Genomic DNA, 23,565 nt, shown 5'->3' with positions numbered 1-23,565 from the left:
CCCAACTATACACCTGAGACTCTATGTTTACTGCTATCGAATGCACCTGAGGCTCTGTGTTTATTGCTATCGAATACACCTGAGGCTCTGTGTTTATTGCTATCGAATGTACCTGAGACTCTATGTTTACTGCTATCGAATGCACCTGAGGCTCTGTGTTTATTGCTATCGAATGCACCTGAGACTCTATGTTTACTGCTGTCGAATACACTCGAGACTCGGTGTTATTGCTATCGCATATACCTGAATCTTAATATTTGTTACTACTCAACATCTAATGTTTTAAGCTCGCTACTCTAAGCTCTTTTCTAACGCTTTATTTAAAGGACTTGTTATGAAACTCGAAGATATCCGCCGTGAATACCTGCAAGACGCGTTAAGCGAAGATAACTTGCAAGATGATCCGTTTAAGCAGTTTGAAACTTGGCTTGAGCATGCGGTAGCAAGCCAGTTACCCGATCCAACAGCAATGGTTGTAGCAACCGTTGATGAAACCGGTCAGCCTTCACAACGTATTGTACTGTTAAAGCATTTAGATGATGATGGTTTTGTGTTTTTTACCAATACAGGCTCGCGTAAAGCGCAAGAGCTTAAAGGTAATAACAAAATTTCCTTGCACTTTCCGTGGCATCATATGGAGCGCCAAGTTATTGTGTATGGTGAGGCTAAACCATTACCTACCTCTGCCGTTGCAAAGTACTTTTTATCGCGCCCTAAAGAAAGCCAATTAGCAGCGTGGGCATCAGCGCAAAGTCGGCCTATATCGTCGCGTAAAGTGTTGATGGAAACCTTTACCAACATGAAAAACAAGTTTTCTAAAGGTGAAATTCCACTTCCTGATTTTTGGGGTGGTTACTGCGTAGTCCCCACTAAAATTGAGTTTTGGCAAGGCGGAGCGCATCGCTTGCACGACCGCTTTATGTATCAACGCCAAGCTGATAACAGCTGGCAAATTACACGCTTAAATCCTTAATAAATAGATGAGTAAGTAACCGTGCAATTTATTGACTCTCATTGCCATCTCGACTTTAGTGAGTTTGATTCGAATCGTGAATCACTCATAAACGAGTGTGTAGCAAAGGGAGTTAATCAGTTCGTTGTGCCTGGTATAACGCTTGCTCAATCGCATGCCCTCATAGAGCTCAAAGCAACCTACCCAAGTATAAAAATAGCCGCAGGGCTGCATCCTTACTTTTTAGATCAACATGAAGAATCGCACATAAAAGCGCTTTTTGAGTTCGCAACTACAAATAAGCGCCAACTGGTAGCTATTGGAGAGTGTGGACTTGATCGAAGTATTGAAAACCTTCCTAAACAAACTTATTTATTTGAGCAGCAAATAGCGCTTTCGAATGAGCTTAATTTACCGCTTATTGTTCACCACAGACAAAGCCATGATTTAATTTCGCAATCTTTTAAACGTTGTAGGCCAAAAAACGGGGGAGTGATTCATGCCTTTTCGGGCTCACTTCAACAAGCGCAGTATTATATTAAACACGGTTTTAAGCTTGGTGTAGGCGGTGTTATTACGTATGAGCGGGCAGCTAAAACACGTGCTGTTATTGCTGCTATTGAGCCAGAGCACCTAGTACTTGAAACAGACTCACCTTCAATGCCGTTAAGCGGTCATCAAGGTGAAGTTAACACGCCATTGCATATACCTAGTGTGTTTAACGCGTTATGTGATTTAAAGCCATACAGTGATAGAGATGTACTTGCCAAACAGCTTTATGATTCTTGCTCAGATGTTTTTTGCATATAGCGATTTACCTGCCAGCGTTTTAACCCTCGGCCTAATTGCCACGTAAAAATACAGGCAATCACTAGCATTAATAAAACCTGCCTACCTAAATCATGAAAATGATTATGGCTATCGGATATCGCAGCGCGAGTTAAATAAGTAACCGACACAAAGCCAATAGGGCGGTCGTCATCGCTTATTACCGGCTCCATAAAAGGCGTTTTTAATTTGCTTATCCCAGGCGTAGAGTCAGAAAGCTGACCATAAACATGGTGCGACTGCCAATTATCGCTACTGGCTAATAAAATACCCTGTTGATCGTAAATAGTCGCCGAAAGCACAAACTCATCTTTGCTTATATCGTTACAAATGGCATTGAGTTGTGGTTTGTTTTTTTCAATAAGCGGCGTTTTTACATTCAAAGCCATAAATTGAGTGAGGCTTTTTGCGGTGCTGTCTGCACTATCATAAAGTAACTGATGACTCTGAAAACTACTATTAACACCTACCCAGCTTAGTAATACAAAACAGCCAGCCGCAAGTATTAAGCGAACAAGTCGCTTTCTTTGAGATGCGGATATAGGGTTTTTAATATGGTTATTTTTCATAGTCACCGTTTATGCTGCTGACAGCATTTTGATTTGATGTTACAACTACACTAACTATAACCTTAAACCCCACCTGATGGCGAATTTAGTGTTGAGAATACCCATTTTGATATGCCAACTATCAGGAAAATAAAAACAAACACGGAGATCCCATGTCGCAAATCAACATGGCACAGCCAACTGCTGAGCAACCATTACAACGCTTAACTCTAAATACATGGTTTAGTTATAGTGGAGGTGTATTTACCCCTCTCGATCATATCCCAAACAAAGCATTGGGGTTATTTAGCATCGCGTTTGCAGGTGATTTTGAAGAAAAACACATTGTTAGCATTATTGATTTTTTAGCTATGCATAACCAAACCGTCACTGCTATATGCCAATACCAACCAGATTTAGGGTTATCTCCAGCACTATGTTTTTACACGCAAAACTGCGATCAAGCTATAAACCCGCTCGTGTTACAAGAGTTTTCAAACACGCTTGATTGCCAATTAGTGCAAGTTGCTACACCGCCTAATTTATATGAGCCTGGTTTATTGGTTATGGATATGGATTCAACTGCAATAACCATTGAGTGCATTGATGAAATAGCACGTCTTGCGGATGTATACGATGAAGTTGCTTCTGTAACCGCTCTTGCAATGGCGGGTAAACTTGATTTTAGCGAGAGTTTAAATCAGCGCGTAGCCAAGCTTGCGGGTATTGAAAAAAGTTTAATTGAAGAGCTAAAAGGTGTATTGCCTTTAATGCCTGGTATTAAAGCACTGTGCCAAATTTTAAAGCAACATAATTGGTATTTAGCAATTGCATCAGGTGGTTTTGTACCGTTTGCAGAGCGCGTTCAAGAGCTTATTAATTTAGATGAAGTACACGCTAATGTACTTGAATTTAAAGACGATAAACTAACAGGAAAAGTACTAGGTACAATTGTAGATGCACAGCAAAAAGCAATTATTTTAGAGTCTCTCCAACAAAAGCTAGAGCTTGAAAAGTCGCAAACAGTTGCTATTGGTGATGGCGCAAATGATTTAATCATGATGGCAAAAGCAGGTTTAGGTGTAGCAGTACATGGCAAGCCTAAAGTAGTTGAGCAAGCACAAGCGGCTATTTGTGAAGGATCATTATTGCAATTGTTGTATATGTTGGCTATTCCGTTAGAAAATGAGCCCGCTCTTTAAAGTTGTTTAAGTTAAACCGCTTAGCGCAAGCGGTTTAACCAAATTAGCTTACGGCGGCCCATTTGTTCAACTTGCTCTTTTTTAAGTTCTAAATGGCTTAAAGCTTCTTCAGTTATATCTACTACATCACCCACGCCTGCAACAGCCCATAATGCTTCTTCTAAATCTTTTGCTTTGTGCATTGCGTACTGGCTTACGTATTTAAGCTCATTAGATAGGTAGTCAGTATCGGGGCGGCCTGTGCGCGAAATATACAAACGCATCACAAATATAAGCTGTGATGTAATGCCTTTGCTAATTTGTTTATAAAAGCTGGAGTAGTCTTCACCTAGGGCGCATTGGCTAACAATAGCCTCTTCAATACTGCCTTTACGAGGGTCAAAATTAATAGCGAGTGTAAAAGCGAGTGGTGGGTCTTGGCGGCTACGATCTTTTATATTAGGTGTTATTACATTAATAATCTGCTCTTCGGTCAGAATGCTCGAAAAATCAGTTTTATTGCCTAATAAACCAAAGTTTTGCAAAATCACATGAATAGGGCTAGCGTATAAACCATAACCAATTGCACCCGTTTTAAAGTGTGCTACTTCTTTGTGTAAATACAGCGGAAATTGGCAAACGCTTTTCGTCACCATATTTCTAAGTGCGGTAGATAGGCCTTCTACTTTTGGCGCTTCTTCAGATACTTTAAGTTTGTCTTTATTCCCTTCTATTAGCTGAGTGAAAAAGGTCACGCCGGCATGGGGTAAATCAGCAATGCGATTCGCTTTTAAGTTGATAGTAGTGAATGATTTACTGATGGCCATTACTTCGTACTTTAGCTCACTAAGTTTATGCTTTTTAGTTATTTTTTGAAGCTCAGGAAATGTTAAAAGTACAATGTCGCCTTTTTTAAATGTAGCTGGTTGTTCGCACTCTAACTGCAAACCCATTACTGAAAAGTCACGTGTATAACCGTTAAATACTTCATCATTAATCGTGACACTAACCGGTGTTTTATAAAGGTAGCGCTTATGTGAGCGTAAATTTACGTATTCAAGTGGCACAATATCTAAATAAGGTGGAGTTTTGTGTTTAGCATGACCAAAATGCTTAAGCTGATTTACTAATGCTTTATCAAAAGTAAGCTGTTTATAATCTGCTTGCTCTGCTTTATTGCCAATACTAGTGAGTACAACAATATATTTAACGTCTTTTATAAGGCCTTTTACACGAGGTGAAGGCGGCTTATTTAATTTTTCTATATTTTCACCAGCACTATTTGGTAATGAAAGCGGTATAAAAGAATCATCCGGGTGGCTTGGCATTATTTGTATTTTAAAGCACTGCCAACTCTCTTTTTGACTACCAAAACCTAAAAATAAATCGCGTAAATTAGGGTTGTTACTTAGTTCTGTACGCGTTGCTGAGTAGTAATAAATTTTACCTGATGATACATGGGTAAATGTATAGAGATAATCTTCTTTAACCGCGGTTATTTGAGTTAATAATTGTGTAATACGCTGATGGTTAAGTACATTGTATAAACATGGAACTTTTCTTTCGTCGGTAAAGTAGCGCTGGATAAAAATATTATTTTCAGTAGTAAGGCTAAGGCTTGGGTAATATTGCTCATCTTTTTTGCTTAAAAATACATATAAAGACGTTACACGAGGGATGTAATATTGCTCATAGCCCTTAGATACTACAGCATCTAGTGTATTATCTAGATTTACTTTATAACGACGTTTATTACCGTGAATAAAGCTTTCTAAAAAGTCATTAAAGGCATCGTTATTTTCTATGTAAGTGCGTTTTAAGCGGATGTGGTTAAATTCGCGAGAGATGTTTTCTACGGCAACAACTTCGTATTGAATACCGTTTTTTAAGCCAAGTTCAAAGTCTTGTTCAAGGCCCACTAGGCGCATTGCAATTAGCTCGCCTTTTTTTATAGAGTAACGTGTTGCAAGCTTAACCTTACAACCGCTTAAAGATATATCTGAAGTACTAGCAGCAATATTCTTTTTATCTTTGTAATCAATAGTTACCTTTATTGAGTAATTCATTCGCTCTTCACGGCGACTCTCGTAAGAGGCAAACTTAATGACTTCAGTGCTTAAGTTACTTTCTAATTCTTGTAATTCTGACTTTTCGGCGGCTTGTTTTTGCAATACGCGGTGGTTGTTTTCTGTATTCATTACGGCTTCGTAAACGGCTAGGGTGTATTCTCCATGCTGTTTAAGTGCTTTTTCAAACACTTCAATGGCTGTGTCATCCATAAAGTGTTGTTTACCGTTATGCTCATACGGTTTTACTTGGCCTGTTACTAATCCACGTAGATCAACAAAGCGTGCCACCGGCTGAGATAAGCGCGACATTTCCATTTTCATCAAAAATTGCTCAGGTTTAGTTAACCCAGCTGTTTTTGATTTGAAAATCAGGTCAAATTTAGCATTACCTAAATATGTTTTTAACTCATTCACGAGGTCTTCGTGTTTGAGCATTATGTCATCAGCCATTTATAAAACCATCACCGTCTAATTGAAAAAGTAGGTATACTGTTAAGTCCATTTATTAGAAATTCAATAAACGTTAAATCGCGCTATGTCATTAATATAGGTACGATTATTCTAGTTACTACCGTTTAGCTCTTGTTATTATGTGTTATTTGCCATTTTGTTGGCAAGTTACTTTAAACTATTTTAAAGCAAAAAGTATGCCCTAAATTATCGCTAAAAAGAAACACCATTTTTATTTAATGATTGTGACGCTAGATTTTCATGCAAGCAAGAGTTTGTTGCTAAGTAAATGCTTGAAATGGCAAAATAAGCATTTAACAGTAAATGTTTTTAAAATTAAAGAATCGTAGATAAGGTTATAAATGACTAAAGCGGCAAAAATAGAGTTTGTGTGTACCGAATGTGGCATGAACTACCCACGTTGGCAGGGTCAATGCCGCTGCGGTGCGTGGAACACATTAGCAGAATTTAAACCTTCAGCAGGGCAAAGTAAAAAAACATCAGTTCGAGCGAATGTAGGCGGTTATGCTGGCGGCGCTGGTGGTGGCTCTAAAAAAATCAATGATATTGCTACATCAGAGGCTGAAAAACAGCTAACTGAAATAGGCGAGCTCGATCGCGTACTAAGCGGCGGTGTAACTACCGGCTCTGTTAATATTATTTCAGGTGACCCAGGTGCGGGTAAAACAACTTTGCTATCGGACTTGGTGGCGCGAATGTCACAACGTATGCCGTCACTTTACTGTACAGCCGAGGAGTCATTATCGCAGTTTAAAAATAGGGTTAACCGTTTAAAGTTAAACTATAACCCTGACGAGCTTTATTTACTTTCAGAAACGAGCGTTGAAACTATTATTGAAGAGCTCGAAAAGAATAAAATTAAGTTTGCTGTCATCGACTCTATTCAAGCAGTTGTAACCGAAACGGCAAATGGTAGCCCAGGCTCGCCTTCGCAAGTAAAAAGTGCCGCCCAAGCATTAACTCAATACTGTAAGCAAAACGATGTAACTATGTTCATTATTGCTCACGTAAATAAAAATAATGAAATAGCGGGCCCGCAAACATTGGTACACATTGTAGATGCACTGCTACATATAGACACCAACGATGGGCAAATTCGTACCCTTAGGGCAAATAAAAACCGCTTTGGCGATATTGATACAGTTGGCATTTTTAAAATGTGCGAACGCGGGATGTTAAGTGTTGATAACCCGAGCGAAATATTCTTATCGGGGTCTACAACCGATTCACCAGGTTCTACAATTACCTGTATCCGTAAAGGTAACCGTAATTTATTACTTGAGATTCAATGTTTAACTACCGAAACTGAGGCTGAGTTTCCGCAGCGTGTTTGTGTTGGTTTAAACATGAATCGTATAAAAATGCTGACCGGTATATTACGCAAACACACTAAAACTAAAATATTTCACGATACTTTTTTTAATATTGTTGGCGGCCTAAGAATTGATGAAACAGAAACGTGTATTGATTTAGCATTGGTTACCGCGCTACTTAGCAGCTTAAATGAGTTTGTTGTACCGCGAACCACTTGTATTATGGGCGAGCTTAGCTTAAACGGCGATGTACGCCCAATCGATAGCGGTGTACCACGTGTTAAAGAAGCCGCTCAGCATGGTTTTACAGAAATATATATTCCATTTCGTAATTATCATAAATCAATGGAAGGGCTTGGTGCTAAAATTACGCCAGTTAAAACAGTACATGAGTTGCTTAGTTTAATTAATTAACACTTACGGGTGTTAATGTGTAATGTTACTCTTAATAAAACTCGGTTTACACAAAGAATAGAATAAGGAAATAACATGAAAAAGTTAGTAATAGTTGCAGCAATTGTAGCTGCGGGCGTTGGTGGCGTGAGCTATGCAAATTATGTAGCTACACAAGAAGTGCGTGCAGAAGTAGATAAGCAACTTGCTTTAGTAAGCGAGCAAACTGGCGCTACATTTAAATATGCTGGTTTATCAGCAAGTGTTATTTCAAAAAGCGTAGAAATAACAAACATGGAAGTAATAAGCCCTGAGGGTGACAATGTTGCTAATATTCAAAGCATTGAAATAACTGGTTACGAGCCAGATAAAATATCACCACATACATCGTTTGATGTAAAAAGCTTTCAGTTTGACAAAGATTTTGTTTCAAAACTACCAGCTGATACAAACGAAATGCTAGCGTCGGCAAGTTACGACTTACATTCATCACTTGATTACGATGAAGAGTCTGGCAATAGTGATGTAGTTGTTAAGCTTGATGCAAAAGACATTGTTAGTTTTAACATGGATATGGGCTTGGCTAATTCAAAAGCCTTAATGGATGCCTCATTAGCGATTAGTAAAGCGCAACAAGAAGCGGGTAACCAGCCACTTACTTACGAGCAAGAGTTACAGCAGCAAACACTTGTTATGCAAGCAATGAGTAAGTTAGAGCCACGTAATGTTAGCTTTGTTTTAAATAACCAAGGTAAGCTAAAAGATTTATTATCAAGCGAGCTTGAAAAGCAAGGTATGACGCTTGAGCAGATGGAAATGACGCTAGAGCAACAGTTGCAACAAGCGCCTGTTACTGAAGACATAGCCGCAGCTTTAACTAGCTTTGCTAAAGGTTTAAATTCATTTAGCGTATCTGCAAAGCTACCTGAAGGTAAAACCATGATGGAAATTAATCAACAAGTTATGATGCTAGTAGGGCAACCTGAAGAGCTAGTTAAGTTTATTAATTTAGAAGTTAAAGGTGATTAAATATCAGTATTTAATCATTTAATAAAGGCGCCAATTGGCGCCTTTATTATTTGTGTTGTTATAAGCTGCTAGTGACTCTGATAGCTAAAGCAATTGGCTTTAATAATATCGGTGATTATTTGTTGTGATGGTTTTATTTTTTCCATCGCTAAAAACTCGTCAGGTTGATGCGCTTGGTTAATTGAGCCAGGGCCCATTACAATCGTTTCACAACCGAGTTGCTGGATAAAAGGAGCTTCAGTACAGTAATTTACCGCGACCGCTTTTTGACCCGCTATTTTTTCAGCCATTTTTACTAAAGCGCTGTCGGTGCTGCCACTAAATGCAGGAATGGGTTCGTGTAAATCAATAACACTCACAGCGTTAGGGTATTGATCATTAATTTCTTTCGTTGCATCGTGTACTAATGCTTGTAGTTCTTTAATGCTTAAACCCGGTAATGGGCGCATATCTATGTGCATTTCACAGCAACCACAAATTCTATTCGCGTTATCGCCGCCATGAATATTACCCAAGTTCAATGTAGGGTAGGGTATTTCGAAGTGCTCTATTGAATATTTATGCTTTAATTGTTCTTTTAAGATCATCAATTTTGTAATCACTTTATGCATAACTTCAATGGCGTTAAGACCACGTTCGGGATCTGAGCTATGGCCAGAGCGACCAACTACTCTTATTGCTGTACTCATATGGCCTTTGTGCATAAATACTGGAGTCATATCAGTAGGTTCGCCTATTATACAGCGTGCAGGTTTTAAATTGGGGTGTTTACATATTTGTTGTGCACCTGCCATTGTTGTTTCTTCGTCAGCAGTGGCGAGTATTAAAATAGGTTGAGTTTGCTGCTTTTCATCAAGTTCACTGATCGCTTGTAATACAAAGGCAAAAAAGCCTTTCATATCAATACTTCCTAATCCATACAATTTATTATCGAGTTCGGTAAGTTTAAACGGATTATAATTCCAACGACTGTCATCAAAAGGCACTGTGTCGGTATGACCAGCTAGCATTAGTCCGCCATCACCTTCTCCGCGTTTTGCTAATAAATTATAGCGCCCCTTACCTCCTTCTAATTCTATAATTTCACACGTAAAACCGAGTGTTTCGCACCAACTGGCTAGGAGTTCGATTACGTTTTTATTGCTCATACACAGGTTGTCTTCAATAGCACTAATAGAAGGGGCTGCAATCAATTGTTGGTACATGGAAATAAACGAAGGTAAAGGCATAAAAAAATCCAAAATAAGTATTCAATTTAATTGCATAACAATATAAAAGTATTTATGATGAATATCAATTCACTTTTTAAGCATAAATATATTAAAGTAACGCTATGAAAATAATGCGACGATAATCAAAATTCATTAATAAAAAAGACTTAATTAGCATCTAAGCTAGTTTAAGCGAACATTATAAGTAAGTAGTAACTAATTTTAAGATAACGAGTAACAAATGAATGTAGTGATTATTGGCGCAAGCGGTTATAGCGGCGCAGAGTTAGCAAGTTTAGTTGCTAAGCATCCAAACTTAACTTTAACAGGCTGTTATGTATCTGAGGGTAGCTTAGATAAAAATAAATTGCTAAGTGATTTATACCCAGAGCACCTTGGCTTACTAGACTGCCCTTTACTTCCTCTTAGCTCATCAGCGTTTGAAGACATTCAAAGTGATGCTGATTACGTATGCTTATGTACCGATCACAAAGTAAGTGTTGATTTAGCGCCGCAATTTTTAGCTATGGGTAAAAAGGTATTTGATTTATCAGGTGGCTACCGCCTAGCAAGTAATGAAGATTACGTTACTTATTATGGTTTTGAACATCAACATCCAGAGCTTTTAAATGAAGCCGCTTACGGTCTAGCTGAGTGGAACCATGATGCTATCGCCAATGCAAAGCTAATTGCTGTTGCAGGCTGTTACCCAACTGCTGCGCTTAATGCACTTAAACCGCTTAAACAAGCAGGCTTATTGAGCAGCGAAAGTATTATTATTAATGCAGTATCGGGTGTTACGGGTGCCGGGCGTAAAGCAAGCGTTGGTACTCACTTTTGTGAAGTATCGCTTACCCCTTATGGTTTGTTTAACCATCGCCACGGTCCTGAAATTGAACAACACCTTGGCCACAAAGTTTTATTTACACCGCATTTAGGTAATTTCCCGCGTGGTATTTTAGAAACTATTTATGTACAGCTTAAGCCAGGTGTTACCAAGGAAAACGTTACAGCGGCTTATCAAGTACTTGCTAACGAGCCATTAATTCGTTTGCTAGGCGATAAAATACCGTCAATTAAAGGTGTAGCTAAGCAGCCATTTGTTGATATTGGTTGGCAACAACAAGGCACACAGTTAATTGTAATGTCTGCCATTGATAACTTATTAAAAGGCGCAGCTGGGCAGGCTTTGCAGTGTATTAATATTTCTATGAATTTAGAGCACATTACCGGCTTAAAAGGATCGTTTTAAATGAGTAAAAAAACGTGGGTTATTAAACTCGGTGGTGCAGTACTTAATACAGAAAATGCTGCAAAAGCATTGTTTGATGTACTCAATGAGCAAAAAAATGATGAGTTTGTCATCGTTCATGGCGGTGGTTCTTTAGTGGATACATGGCTAAAGCAAGCGGGTTTTGCCAGCGCTAAACATCAAGGTTTACGTATTAGCCCTGCAGAGCAAATGCCTTATATAGTGGGTGCGCTTGCAGGTTGCGCTAATAAACAATTAATGACTCAAGCTATAAGCGCAGGGCATAAACCGGTTGGCTTAAGCCTTTTTGAGGCAGGTGTTACTGCTACTCAAAAATTAAAAGCGCTTTGCCTAGTAGGTAAGTGCAAAAGTAACGACGATTCTATTATTAACGACTTACTTAAAATTGGGCGTTTACCTATTGTTAGCTCTATCGGCTTTGATGAACAAGGCTTGTGGTACAACGTAAATGCAGATGAAGCTGCAGCGGCTATTGCCAGTAATTTAAATGCAGAACTTATTTTTATGACGGATGTAGAAGCGGTACTTGACGCAAATAAACAACCGTTACATCAACTTGACACAAAACACATTGATACTTTAATTACAGATGGAGTAATTGTGGGCGGGATGGAGGTCAAAGTTAAGACCAGCCTTCACGCTGCCCAACATTTACGACGCGGTGTGTATATTTCCAGCTGGCAAAAGCCAGAAAATTTAACAGCTCTGCTGCAAGGCGAGCATGTCGGAACAAAGATTACACCATAGGTTTATTATGTTTGAAAATTTTTTAACGGGTTTAGAGTTAGACCAAGAAGGCGCACTTAATTTATTAAAGTTAGCGCAAGATATAAAAGCAAAGCCAGAAAAATACAGCCAAGTATTAGCGGGCAAATCAATCGTAACGTTATTTGAAAAACAAAGTTTACGTACACGTTTATCGTTTGATATAGGTATAAATCGTTTAGGTGGTCATGCTGTTTATTTAGATCAGCAAAATGGCGCTATGGGTGCACGTGAATCAATTAAAGATTTTGCACTTAATATTTCTACATGGGCTGATGGTATTGTGGCACGTGTAAATCAGCACAGCACATTGACTACATTAGGCGAGTTTTCATCGGTACCGGTAGTTAATAGCTTGTGTGATTTATATCACCCGTGCCAAGCGCTGGCTGATTTTTTAACGCTTCAAGAAGTACATGGTGATGTGAGCCAACTTAAAGTGGCTTACTTAGGCGAGGGCAATAACGTGACTCATTCATTGATGTTACTTGCCGCTACGCTAGGTACTGACTTTGTTGCTGTAACACCAAAAGGGTGTTCACCAGATTCACAAATACTTAAAAAAGCTGAGCAAATTGCAGCAATGAATGGTGCATCAGTCATGGTAAGTGACCGTGTTGAAGCTGCTGTTGGTGCAAACGTTGTATACGCAGATACCTGGGTATCAATGGGTGATACAACACCACTTGAGCAAGTTAAAGAAAAATACATGCCTTATCAATTAAATCAGGCATTGCTAGATCAAACAGGTGCGACTACGGTATTACATTGCCAACCGGCACACCGTGAATTTGAAATTACCTCTGAGGTAATGGATGGTCCAGCATCTAAAATTATTCAACAAGCAGAGAATCGCATGCATGCGCAAAATGCTCTGCTAGTTACATTACTAAATCCAAATTTTGTTAAGGAACACCTATGAGTTCAATTAAAAAAGTCGTTTTAGCCTATTCTGGTGGTCTTGATACGTCGGCTATCGTGCCATGGTTAAAAGAAAACTACGGCTGTGAAGTAATCGCATTTGTTGCCGATGTAGGTCAAGGCGCTGAAGAACTTGAAGGCGTAGAAGCTAAAGCAATCGCCTCTGGTGCATCTGAATGTTACGTCGTTGACTTAAAAGATGAAATGGTAAGTGACTACATTTACCCAACGCTTAAAACAGGTTCAATTTACGAAGGCACTTATTTATTAGGTACGTCTATGGCGCGCCCAATTATTGCTAAAGCACAAGTTGAAATTGCACGTAAAGTAGGTGCTGACGCACTTTCTCATGGTTGTACTGGTAAAGGTAACGACCAAGTTCGTTTTGAATCATGTTTTGCAGCACTAGCCCCTGATTTAAAAGTAATTGCGCCATGGCGTGAGTGGGACTTATCAAGCCGTGAGTCATTACTTGATTACTTAGCAGAGCGTGACATTCCGTGTTCGGCATCGGCTACAAAAATTTATAGCCGTGACGCTAACGCATGGCATATTTCGCATGAAGGTGGCGAGCTTGAAGACCCGTGGTGCCAACCAACTGAACAAGTATGGACTTGGACTAACTCTCCAGAGCAAGCACCAGATAAATCAGAACTAGTAACTTTAAAAGTTGTTGAAGGCGAAGTGGTTGCTGTAAACGGTGTAGAACTTAAGCCTTACGATTGTTTAGTTAAATTAAACGATATTGCATCACCTCATGGTGTTGGACGTGTTGATATTGTAGAAAACCGTTTAGTCGGCATGAAGTCGCGCGGTTGTTATGAAACCCCAGGCGGCACCGTAATTATGGCGGCCCTTCAAGCCATTGACGAGCTAGTGCTTGATAAAGCAAGCCGTAAGTGGAAAGAAGTACTCGGTGGTGAATTTTCGCATTTGGTATACGACGGTCGTTGGTTTACACCTCTTAAAGATTCTATTTTAGCCGGTGCTGAAGCACTTTCTAAAGTGGCAACAGGTGAAGTGGTACTTAAGCTATACAAAGGCCAAGTAACTGCAGTTCAAAAGCAGTCACCAAATAGCTTATATAGCGAAGCATTCGCTACATTTGGCGAAGACGATGTGTATGACCAATCACACGCTGAAGGCTTTATTCGTTTATTCTCGCTTTCAAGCAGAATTTCAGCACTCGCTAAAAAGTAAATTATTTATAGCCCCTGTAAAAGGGGCACTACAGGGTTTGGAGAGATTTCATGGCATTATGGGGCGGACGTTTTTCTACGGGTCCAGATGAGGCGTTTAAGCAATTTAACGACTCTCTTCCCTTCGATTATCAGCTAGCGGAGCAAGATATTATTGGCTCTGTGGCATGGGCTGGCGCGCTTGAACAAGTAAATGTGTTATCGAATGATGAGCACAAAGAGCTTGTTGCGGCATTATATGAGTTACTTGAAGAAGTAAAAGCTGATCCACTCGCAGTAGCTACTTCCGGCGCAGAGGATATTCACTCGCATGTTGAAGCTGCTTTAATCGAAAAAGTAGGTGATTTAGCTAAAAAATTACATACAGGCAGAAGCCGTAATGACCAAGTAGCAACAGACTTTAGATTATGGTGTAGAGATACAGCCGAGCATATTTTAAAAGCAATTGAGCAGCTTAAAGGTGAGTTTGTTGCTTTAGCTGAGCGTGAACTGGGTACAATACTACCAGGTTATACACATTTACAACGTGCTCAGCCAGTATTATTTAGCCATTGGTGTATGGCTTACGTAGAAATGCTAGAGCGTGATGAAAGCCGCCTGCAAGATGCAAAAGCACGCATGAATTTTTGCCCATTAGGCAGTGGTGCATTAGCCGGCACAGCTTACCCCATTGATCGCCAAACACTTGCGCAAGGCTTAGGCTTTACAGGCGCTACTAAAAATAGCCTTGATGGCGTATCTGATCGTGACTTTGTTGTAGAGCTATTAAGTTGTGCTTCTATTTCGATGATTCATCTATCACGTATGTCTGAAGATTTAATATTTTACAACTCTGGTGAAGCGGGTTTTATTGAGCTTGCTGATAATGTAACGTCGGGCTCATCGCTCATGCCTCAGAAGAAAAACCCTGATGCACTTGAGCTTATTCGTGGTAAAACCGGGCGTGTGTTTGGTGCGTTTAGCGCGATGATGATGACGTTAAAGGCGCTGCCACTTGCCTACAATAAAGATATGCAAGAAGACAAAGAGGGCATATTTGACGCGATGCCAACATGGCTTGCCTGTATTCATATGGCACAAGCCTGTATTAAAGGCGTTAAAGTAAGAGGCGATCGAACTCTTGCTGCTGCTAAAGGTGGCCATGCTAATGCGACAGAACTTGCAGATTACCTTGTTGCTAAAGGCGTACCGTTTAGAGAAGGGCATCATATTGTGGGTGTGCTTGTTCAGCTTGCTATTAGTGAAGGTAAAACACTTGAAGATCTTTCGCTTGCGCAGTACAAATCGGTAAGCGACGTGTTTGAAGACGATGTATATCCGGTACTTGAAATTGACGCCTGTATAAAAGCGCGTCAAGCACTTGGCGGTACATCCATTGAGCAAGTAACGAATGCAATAAAAGAAGCGAAAAAAAAACAGCAAATAACGGTTCGTGATGCCAACTTAGATGATGTTGAATCAATAGCTAAATTGGTTCAGCACTGGGCAACTGTAGGCGAAAACCTACCGCGTGCTAAAAGTGATATGGTGCATTCAATAAATGAGTTTGCTGTAACTGAAATTAACGGCAGAGTAACTGGGTGTGCGTCGTTGTATATATACGACACTGGCCTTGCTGAAATACGCTCATTGGGTATAGACCCACAAAGCGCTGTTTCAGGACAGGGTAGACAGCTAGTTGAGCACTTATTAGTTAAAGCCAAAAAATTGGCACTAAATCGGGTAATCGTATTAACACGTGTTCCGGACTTTTTCGAAAAGCAGCGTTTTATATTTTGCTCTAAAGAGAGCCTGCCTGAAAAGGTAATGAAAGATTGTGAACTTTGCCTTCGTAAAGAAAATTGTGACGAAGTAGCAATGGAATATATTTTGAAGTTAAGTACACGTGCGGAGATCCCGTGTAAATACGTAGCTTAAAATCCCTGGATATAAAAACGTACGGTTACCCCTGTGCGTTTTTTTATGTCTGCAGTAAACTGGTCGGAGCTGTTTGGTTTGATTATGTAAATATATTTTGAGTGAGTTTTAAGGTGTCAAAAAAAGTTGGCACATTGGTTGCTTTGTTAAAGTAGACAACAAAGTAGATGGTAAAGAAAATAGTAAAATAGCTATCACTACTTTAAACAGGTGATGCATTTATCTGCATAATAATGTGGTTAAAAATTGCACCAAATATAATTAAAACTTTTACAAGGATCAATCACATGCAAGTTTCAGCTAATAGCCAATTACAAATGCAAGCATACAACAAAACACAACAATTAAAGCCTGCAATGGAACAAACTGCTAGCCCTAAAACCCTGCAATCTGATACAGTAAGCATCTCTCAAGAGGCTATTGCTGCAGCTGGTGCAGAATTACAGCGCGGTGGTGGTATAATACCTATAAAACCTAAGTAATTAATTAAGGTTATAAATGTTTTTAACTGAATTTTTTGGTTTTTTTTCGCTTTCAGCATTTACAATGTGGGGATTTTTAATGGCATTTTTTTTCAATGCCTTTGTTTACTCCCTAAATGTAAAAAGAGATACAAACCTATTGTTCAGTTCGTTTGTTATGATGGTTTCTTACACACTCTCTGATTATTTCTTTACATGGCTGTCGATAAAAACTACTGTATTGTTAGATTGGGCAATATATGATGTTCTAACTATTTTAATTCTTTTTATGAGCCTAGCCTGTAAGAAAAAAACCTCCGTTTCATTCATATACTTGATCGTAGGACTATCAATAAATTTAACTTTTTTTCTTTTGATGTATTTTGATTTATATGTACATCAAAACAAAAAACCGTGGTTATTATGGGACATTTACGCAGTTTCAGTTAATATTATAGACTTCACAATGATTGTTGCACTTATTGTTGATAGAGATTTTCTCGGTCTTAATAAATTAAAAAACAAAACCTTCAGCTACTTCAAGTCAAACGATAATCATAAAGTAACTTAGCTTAAAATGTACTTAACTGGTGCTTTCCTAGATTATATAAATGCTTTTACACAATGGGGCTTTTTAATGGCCTTTTTGTATTGCTTAGTATCTAGTATCAATACTAAAAATAAATCCCATCTCATTACATCAACCATAATGTTGTGTTCATATTTTTTGAGTGGATACTTTACTATATTGAATGATCCTTATTTAGATTGGATTTTATATGACTTACTTACCATAGCAGCAATACTTTTTTTTAAAAAAATTGACCTTATTAAATATTGCCCAAGTGCTAATTTTATTCTAATAGGTTTAGCTATTAATAGCCTTCTCGCATCAATAATGCATTACGATCTGTATATTCTTTACCACTTAGATGAGTGGTGGTATTGGAGCTTTTATTCTGTTGGGAGTACTTTAATAGATATATTGATGATGCTTTCGCTGATACTGAATAAAAAATTTGTACAAATGTCACCTTTTAAAATTATTACTTTAAATTCCAAAAATCTTAAAAATAATGAGTGAACTTATAGTTAGTCCAACAGTATCGTTTTACATTGGAGGGCTTGTACAATGGGGATTCCTTATGGCCTTTTTATACTCCCTTGCTCATTCGATTAATAAGCCTAATAAAGAAAGAGTGTATTTGTCTTTGGTTATGAGTGTTTCATATTCATTTAGTATATTTACAAATATGGATACGGTAACTTATCTAGATTTTTTGTTTTCCGATATTTTAACTCTTCTAGTTATTATTTTCCTTAGACGGCTCTGGCATAATGGTATTACCTACCTATATATTATTACTGGTTTAGCTATAAACTCAGCTTTACATTTCTTCATGCATTACGACATCTATATATTAAATAATACAAATTATTGGTGGCTTTGGAATACTTACGCAATTGGGATCAACGCTGTGGATTTTATAATGGTAGCTATATTTTTTATAAACAAAGATTTTCTATGTTTGATGAAATTAAAAACTGGTTTGATTACTAGTTTGAAAAGGACGGTTGGTGGCTGATCTACTTTGGAGCCTTGTCGATTTAGGCGATAATATAGGACTATTATTTACTTGGTTCTTTTTAATCTCATTTTTATATAATCTATCAGTAAGTATAAATAAGGCAGATAAAAACCTGCTACAGTTATCACTCATTATGCTGGTTTCTTATACTTCAAGCCTTTTTATGGATCCTCACACTGCGACTCCTCACTTAAATTATTTTTATTTTGATTTTGTTACCATAGGTATATTATTAATTTGGCGAGCTGTATGTAAAAGACCTATCTCTATTGCTTTTGTCTATGTAATTGTTGGTCTATTTATTAATGCGTGTTTGTTCCTGGGTATGCATTACGACATTGTAATCGTTGGCACTCTTTACTATTGGTGGTTTTGGACCATTTACACATTCGGCATGTACTTTATCGATTTTACTATGGCGCTCATACTAATTATCAATAAAGACTTACTGAAACTAGTTTGGTTAATTAAAAGGTTAAAACCATCTCCTATATAATTGCCAAATTAGCGCATACGAGTTATGCGCTAATGAAATAAATAGCTACTGGCCGTCACAGCCTAATTTAGTTTTTAGAGCTTTAACTATTACAGGGTCTACAAACTGGCTTACGTCACCATTATGACGAGCTACTTCTTTAACGAGAGTGGATGAAATAAATGAATTTCGCTCTGCGGGTGTTAAAAATACGCTTTCTAAGTCTGGATTTAGGCGACGGTTCATATTTGCTAATTGAAACTCGTAGTCAAAATCAGATACCGCTCTAATACCGCGAATAAGCACATTAGCATTGTGCTCGCGCGCAAGGTCTGCCAATAAGCCAGAAAAACCAATTACCTTAACATTATCTAAGTGGCTTAAAATAGTGTTGGCCAGTTCAACTCGTTCTTCAAGGTTAAAGCAGGGCTTTTTACTTGGGTTATTAGCAACCGCAACTAATACAGTATCAAACATTTTAGCAGCACGTTGAATAAGGTCTGTATGCCCATTAGTTAGCGGGTCGAATGTACCAGGGTAAATTGCAGTAACTTTCATAATGTTCACTATTTATTATTTTAGCGTTAGTTTAACAGTGTTTGTGATACAAAGCAGCCTAGCTAAAAAGTATGCAAATGTTTGTTTTATTTAAACAGGTCAGTCCATGGTGGGAGTGTTTTAATGACTCATATTTGTTTATACTCCTAAATCTCTTTTGAGTGTAATGTAGCCTATAGATAATTGAGTATTAGCATATGAATACCAAGGATAAAATAATACACACCAGTATTTTGTTGTTTAACGAAAATGGTGAGCGTGCAATATCAACAAACCATATTGCATCAAACTTAGGGATGAGCCCGGGTAACCTTTATTATCACTTTAAAAATAAAGAGGATATTATCCGTCATATTTTTGCGTTGTATCGCGATCATTTAAATACTCACTTTAAACCCATTAATAAAGAAGATGATGCATTTAGTCATTTAACCGCTTACCTAGATTCGTTATTTGAATTGATGTGGCGTTATCATTTTTTTTACGACAACTTAGGCGATATTCTCTCTAGAGACTCAGAGTTAAAACAAGCTTACATTGATTTCCAGCTGGAGTTATTAGAGCAAGTTCGTAAAATTATTTTAGGGCTTCGCGATAGTGAAATGATTGCTATTGATGAGCAAGATGTCATTGATTTAGCACATACACTTAAGCTAACAGTTAGTTTTTGGACGCCTTATATTAAAGCCCGTAGGCCAAGCGGTACGCTTGCTGAGCAAGATATCTATCATGGTATTTTAAAAGTGCTCACGTTATTTAGAGCGTACAGTACCGATAAAAGCATTGATAAAATGAACCTATTACGAGAAAAATATACCGAATTAGCGCAACAAGCCCCAACTGTCGTTTAGCCGTTGGTCTTTGGCTGTTTCCTAGACGCTGAATTTTTTGCTATAATCGCGCGCCAAATGCCTGGGAGCGCGAATTCCCGCAGTCTAAGAGTGAACTATGCTTAAATTTATCGTCAAACTACATCCTGAAATAGCCATTAAAAGCCGTTCGGTCCGTAAACGCTTTACTAAAGTGTTAGAAAATAACATTAAAATTGTATTGCGACGTCTTGACGAAAAAGTACAAGTAAGAAATAACTGGGATAATATTTCAGTTGTTACAAAGCTTGAAGATGCACAAGTTCGCCTTGATTTTATCGACAGTCTTAAACGCATACCCGGCATTGTTCAATTTATTGAAGTAACCGAAACACAATTCGAAACGCTTGATGATATTTACCAAAAAACAATAGCGTTAGTTGGGCATACAATTATAGGTAAAACCTTTTGTGTTCGTGCTAAGCGTATAGGGCAACACGACTTTACATCAACTGACTTAGAGCGTTATGTTGGTGGTGGGTTGAACCAGCATATTGAAGGCGCAAGTGTTAAACTTAGCCGCCCAGAAGTAACAATACGCTTAGAAGTAAAAGACGATAAAGCTTATATTGTTTCTCATACACATTTTGGTATGGCTGGCTTTCCGCTACCAACCCAAGAAGATGTGCTTTCGCTTATGTCAGGAGGCTTTGACTCCGGCGTAGCAAGTTACCAAATGATCCGTAAAGGCGCACGTACTCACTTTTTATTCTTTAATCTAGGTGGCGCAGCGCACGAGATTGGCGTTAAACAAGCAAGCTACTATTTATGGAAAAAATACAGCTCAACTCATAAAGTTAAGTTTGTAACCGTTGATTTTGAACCTGTAGTTGCTGAAATTCTAGAAAACGTTGAAAACAGCCAAATGGGTGTTGTACTTAAACGTATGATGATGCGCGCGGGTAGTGTGGTTGCACAAAAGTTAAACATTCAAGCACTTGTCACTGGTGAAAGTATTGGCCAAGTATCTAGTCAAACATTAGCGAATTTAAGCGTGATTGACCGTGTTACTGAAACGCTTATTTTACGCCCGCTTATTCAACACGATAAGCAAGAAATTATTAATATTGCTCGCCAAATTGGTACGGCCGAAATGGCAGAAACAATGCCTGAATACTGTGGTGTTATTTCTAAAAAGCCAACGGTTAAAGCCAAAATAGACGTTATTCTTGGTGAAGAAGAAAAGTTCGACTTTGACGTGCTAGATACCGTTGTAAACAACGCACGTATAATGGACGTGCGTGATATTGACGTAGAAGCCAAGCAAGAACTTAAAGAAGCTGAGTCAGTTGCAGATTTACCTGTAGGCTCTGTAGTAGTTGATATTCGCTCACCAGAGGAAGAAGAAGCTGCGCCGTTAGTAATTGACGGTGTTGAAGTGGTACATTTACCATTTTTCCGCTTAGCAACTAAGTTTGGTGATTTACCAAAAGACACTGACTACTATTTATATTGTGACAGAGGCGTAATGAGCCAGCTACAAGCACTTATGCTGCACGAACAGGGGTTTGAAACTGTAAAAGTTTATCGCCCATAAGGTTTGTCGTCTTAAGATTAAGAATTTATATAAGCGTGGTTTATACCACGCTTTTTTTTGCCTGAATTTTGACAAACAACTCATCGTTATAAGGTGTAGGAATACCGTGAAGTTTACCTTGTTGGCTAATATAGCCACATATAGCTGATATTTCAGTTTCTCTGCAATGCGCAACATCTTGCTGCATTGAAGAGTAATTGTCAGACGTTAATTCCATTATTTTATAAGCGGTATTGAGCGCTTTAATTAATGGGATATTAAGTCCTTGTACCTTTGCTATATTGCATGCTTCAGTGAGTGAATTAAATATTATAGCGTTGTACTTAGGTGCGCGTAATTCGCCATTTTTTACATTACTTAAAGCGCTTAATGGGTTAATGGCAATATTTACGAGTAGTTTTTCAAAACGAAGCTGCTGAATGTTATTAGTAAATTTTAGGTTTGGTATTACTTTAAAAATATCAGTTATTGGCGCGCTATTTTGAAAAGCTAATCCATTACAAGCACCAATAACACTTTGCCCTTCACCAGTATGTTGCACAATATATTGGTTTGATTTAAAACCCGCTATGCTGGTCGTTAAAAAGTAGAGTGCTTGATGAGTGCCTAGCTGGTTATTTACCTCGTCAACATTCCCCATTCCGTTATGCGAAAGTACAACGGAGCAATGCGTTGGTAAAAAAGGTTTTATTTGTGAAAATGCATCAAGTACTTGAAAGGCTTTAACGGTAAATAAAACCACATCAAATTCAGCCGCTTTATTTAGCTGATTTAATGAAATAAATTGTGCGTCAATTTTTTTTGATGCGCCCTTTCCTCTACTGTAAAAGCGAGTGTTTGTTGGGCTTTTGCGAGTTAAAATACTGACATTATGCGACGCACTTAAAAAGTGGCTTAGTAATAAGCCAATAGCACCATCGCCAACGATTAAAATATTAGCCATATGGGTTCTTTTTTCGAGGAGTAAAAATAACTCTTAATATAAAGTAGCTTGCAGCACCTGCAAAATCAGCAAAAAAATCACCAAGTGATGCTTGCCTATAGGGGAGTGCGTCTTGCATTATTTCTATTGAGGCGCCATAACCTGCTAATAAAAGTATTTGAGCATATAGAGGAAGCTTAAACGCTTTATCCATTATTATGGCTAATATAAAAAAAATCCCAAAATGGGCGACTTTATCAACATGGGGGAATAGGTTTGTAACCCCACCTTTTATTTCTTTGGCAAATAAAAAGGTAAACGCTACTATGCTGACTAAAAAAATTGCTTGATAAACACGCCTTGTCACGACAAATCCTAAGATCGCTTAAAAAAGAGGCGCTAGTATATCAAACTAATTTAATATCGCACCTGAACAAGATGCAGAAAAATGTAAAGATTTATAATTTTAGCGTTATAATTGCCACATAAAATTAAGATTAAATAGTTAGGAGCAAACAATGCCTTCATTTGATATTGTATCTGAAGTAGAAATGAACGAAGCTAAAAACGCGGTTGATAACGCAAATCGTGAACTAGAAACTCGCTTTGATTTTAGAGGTGTTGACGCATCTATAGAGCTAAATGATAAAACAATTAAGCTAAAAGCTGAAGCGGACTCTCAGGTTATGCAATTATTTGATATTTTAGCGAATAAAATATCTAAGCGTGGTATGGATGTATCAAGCCTAGAACTTCAAGATATTACGCGAGCGGGTAAAAATGTTTTTCGTAATGTAGGTCTTAAACAAGGTATTGAAAAAGATATGGCTAAAAAAGTAGTTAAAGCCATCAAAGATTCAAAAGTTAAAGTTCAAGCGGCTATTCAAGGCGAAGAAGTACGTGTTACGGGTAAAAAACGTGACGACTTACAAGAAGCAATGCAAGTAGTACGCAGTGCTGAATTAGGTCAGCCTTTTCAGTTTAAAAATTTCCGCGACTAATAAAGCGAGGGCGTTCAGAATTCTGTGTCAGCCTAAATTGCTAAATATCTAGCACACCATCTAACCTACCTTCGAAGTGGATG

General features: G+C 38.2%; 22 protein-coding genes. 16 read left to right on the top strand and 6 right to left on the bottom strand.

What is annotated here, in order from left to right; genetic code table 11:
* Positions 1 to 334: 334 nt before the first annotated feature.
* Both pdxH and I6F53_RS05105 read left to right on the top strand, forming a co-directional pair.
* The gene (gene pdxH, locus I6F53_RS05110) at positions 335 to 973 is read left to right on the top strand and encodes a pyridoxamine 5'-phosphate oxidase (protein WP_197238748.1); all 639 of its coding nucleotides are present in this window, start codon (positions 335 to 337) and stop codon (positions 971 to 973) included.
* A 21-nt stretch (positions 974 to 994) separates the two neighbouring features.
* Positions 995 to 1,762 carry a TatD family hydrolase gene (locus I6F53_RS05105; protein ID WP_166420901.1) on the top strand — a complete coding sequence of 256 codons (768 nt, stop codon included), beginning with the start codon at positions 995 to 997 and terminating at the stop codon, positions 1,760 to 1,762.
* On the opposite strand, the gene I6F53_RS05100 is transcribed toward I6F53_RS05105, so the two are convergent.
* Entirely contained in the window at positions 1,729 to 2,349 is a 621-nt protein-coding gene (locus I6F53_RS05100; RefSeq protein ID WP_166420900.1) for an AhpA/YtjB family protein, read from the bottom strand. The two genes, I6F53_RS05105 and I6F53_RS05100, sit on opposite strands and share 34 nt — an antisense overlap.
* A gap of 152 nt (positions 2,350 to 2,501) precedes the next feature.
* Between I6F53_RS05100 and serB the strand changes: the two genes are divergently transcribed.
* Positions 2,502 to 3,530, top strand: coding sequence for a phosphoserine phosphatase SerB (serB, locus tag I6F53_RS05095; RefSeq protein WP_197238746.1), 1,029 nt, complete (start codon positions 2,502 to 2,504; stop codon positions 3,528 to 3,530).
* 20 nt (positions 3,531 to 3,550) lie between these two features.
* Here serB and I6F53_RS05090 read toward each other — a convergent pair whose 3' ends face one another.
* Complete coding sequence (locus I6F53_RS05090) at positions 3,551 to 6,028, bottom strand: PilZ domain-containing protein (RefSeq protein ID WP_197238745.1); 2,478 nt, start codon at positions 6,026 to 6,028, stop codon at positions 3,551 to 3,553.
* 362 nt (positions 6,029 to 6,390) lie between these two features.
* Here I6F53_RS05090 and radA point away from each other — a divergent pair, with 362 nt between their 5' ends.
* Together radA and I6F53_RS05080 are read left to right on the top strand one after the other, a co-directional pair.
* Positions 6,391 to 7,776: a DNA repair protein RadA gene (gene radA / locus I6F53_RS05085; RefSeq protein ID WP_166420897.1), complete on the top strand. Its 1,386-nt coding sequence runs from the start codon at positions 6,391 to 6,393 to the stop codon at positions 7,774 to 7,776.
* Positions 7,777 to 7,851: 75 nt separating this feature from the next.
* On the top strand, positions 7,852 to 8,784 hold the full coding sequence (locus I6F53_RS05080; RefSeq protein ID WP_024598619.1) for a hypothetical protein: 933 nt from the start codon (positions 7,852 to 7,854) through the stop codon (positions 8,782 to 8,784).
* Between the two features lie 68 nt (positions 8,785 to 8,852).
* Here I6F53_RS05080 and argE read toward each other — a convergent pair whose 3' ends face one another.
* Positions 8,853 to 10,013 carry an acetylornithine deacetylase gene (argE, locus tag I6F53_RS05075; RefSeq protein WP_197238744.1) on the bottom strand — a complete coding sequence of 387 codons (1,161 nt, stop codon included), beginning with the start codon at positions 10,011 to 10,013 and terminating at the stop codon, positions 8,853 to 8,855.
* A gap of 223 nt (positions 10,014 to 10,236) precedes the next feature.
* Here argE and argC point away from each other — a divergent pair, with 223 nt between their 5' ends.
* The 8 genes from argC to I6F53_RS05035 all read left to right on the top strand — a co-directional run bounded on the left by argC (position 10,237) and on the right by I6F53_RS05035 (position 18,616).
* Positions 10,237 to 11,247: an N-acetyl-gamma-glutamyl-phosphate reductase gene (gene argC / locus I6F53_RS05070; protein ID WP_197238743.1), complete on the top strand. Its 1,011-nt coding sequence runs from the start codon at positions 10,237 to 10,239 to the stop codon at positions 11,245 to 11,247.
* Entirely contained in the window at positions 11,248 to 12,015 is a 768-nt protein-coding gene (argB, locus tag I6F53_RS05065; protein ID WP_197238741.1) for an acetylglutamate kinase, read from the top strand.
* Between the two features lie 7 nt (positions 12,016 to 12,022).
* Positions 12,023 to 12,955: an ornithine carbamoyltransferase gene (locus I6F53_RS05060; protein WP_197179860.1), complete on the top strand. Its 933-nt coding sequence runs from the start codon at positions 12,023 to 12,025 to the stop codon at positions 12,953 to 12,955.
* Positions 12,952 to 14,154 (top strand): argininosuccinate synthase, encoded by a 1,203-nt coding sequence (locus I6F53_RS05055; RefSeq protein WP_007581653.1) that lies wholly within the window; start codon positions 12,952 to 12,954, stop codon positions 14,152 to 14,154. Before I6F53_RS05060 ends, I6F53_RS05055 begins: the two co-directional genes overlap by 4 nt.
* Positions 14,155 to 14,204: 50 nt before the next feature.
* Positions 14,205 to 16,070, top strand: a complete 1,866-nt coding sequence (gene argH, locus I6F53_RS05050) for an argininosuccinate lyase (RefSeq protein WP_197238740.1) — start codon at positions 14,205 to 14,207, stop codon at positions 16,068 to 16,070.
* 287 nt (positions 16,071 to 16,357) lie between these two features.
* Complete coding sequence (locus I6F53_RS05045) at positions 16,358 to 16,552, top strand: hypothetical protein (RefSeq protein ID WP_197238739.1); 195 nt, start codon at positions 16,358 to 16,360, stop codon at positions 16,550 to 16,552.
* Positions 16,553 to 16,568: 16 nt separating this feature from the next.
* Complete coding sequence (locus I6F53_RS05040) at positions 16,569 to 17,102, top strand: hypothetical protein (RefSeq protein ID WP_197238738.1); 534 nt, start codon at positions 16,569 to 16,571, stop codon at positions 17,100 to 17,102.
* 1,007 nt (positions 17,103 to 18,109) lie between these two features.
* The gene (locus I6F53_RS05035) at positions 18,110 to 18,616 is read left to right on the top strand and encodes a hypothetical protein (protein ID WP_197238737.1); all 507 of its coding nucleotides are present in this window, start codon (positions 18,110 to 18,112) and stop codon (positions 18,614 to 18,616) included.
* Positions 18,617 to 18,661: 45 nt separating this feature from the next.
* Here I6F53_RS05035 and coaD read toward each other — a convergent pair whose 3' ends face one another.
* Positions 18,662 to 19,153, bottom strand: coding sequence for a pantetheine-phosphate adenylyltransferase (coaD, locus tag I6F53_RS05030; protein ID WP_197238735.1), 492 nt, complete (start codon positions 19,151 to 19,153; stop codon positions 18,662 to 18,664).
* A gap of 197 nt (positions 19,154 to 19,350) precedes the next feature.
* Between coaD and I6F53_RS05025 the strand changes: the two genes are divergently transcribed.
* Both I6F53_RS05025 and thiI read left to right on the top strand, forming a co-directional pair.
* Entirely contained in the window at positions 19,351 to 20,004 is a 654-nt protein-coding gene (locus I6F53_RS05025) for a TetR/AcrR family transcriptional regulator (protein WP_166420885.1), read from the top strand.
* A gap of 97 nt (positions 20,005 to 20,101) precedes the next feature.
* Positions 20,102 to 21,559 (top strand): tRNA uracil 4-sulfurtransferase ThiI, encoded by a 1,458-nt coding sequence (gene thiI / locus I6F53_RS05020; protein WP_166420884.1) that lies wholly within the window; start codon positions 20,102 to 20,104, stop codon positions 21,557 to 21,559.
* Positions 21,560 to 21,599: 40 nt separating this feature from the next.
* Here the strand turns inward: thiI and I6F53_RS05015 are convergent, their stop codons facing one another.
* Positions 21,600 to 22,502 (bottom strand): ketopantoate reductase family protein, encoded by a 903-nt coding sequence (locus tag I6F53_RS05015; protein ID WP_197238734.1) that lies wholly within the window; start codon positions 22,500 to 22,502, stop codon positions 21,600 to 21,602.
* Complete coding sequence (locus tag I6F53_RS05010; RefSeq protein ID WP_197238732.1) at positions 22,495 to 22,848, bottom strand: VanZ family protein; 354 nt, start codon at positions 22,846 to 22,848, stop codon at positions 22,495 to 22,497. The genes I6F53_RS05015 and I6F53_RS05010 overlap by 8 nt, the downstream gene beginning before the upstream one ends.
* Positions 22,849 to 22,999: 151 nt before the next feature.
* Here I6F53_RS05010 and I6F53_RS05005 point away from each other — a divergent pair, with 151 nt between their 5' ends.
* Positions 23,000 to 23,482, top strand: a complete 483-nt coding sequence (locus tag I6F53_RS05005) for a YajQ family cyclic di-GMP-binding protein (RefSeq protein ID WP_007377833.1) — start codon at positions 23,000 to 23,002, stop codon at positions 23,480 to 23,482.
* The last annotated feature ends 83 nt before the right edge of the window (positions 23,483 to 23,565 follow it).

The sequence above is a fragment of the Pseudoalteromonas sp. SWN29 genome (genome assembly GCF_015864465.1).
In the GTDB taxonomy this organism is placed as follows: Bacteria; Pseudomonadota; Gammaproteobacteria; order Enterobacterales; family Alteromonadaceae; genus Pseudoalteromonas.
Note: the sequence above shows the minus strand (reverse complement) of the source record. Positions and strands in the feature narration are given on the sequence as shown.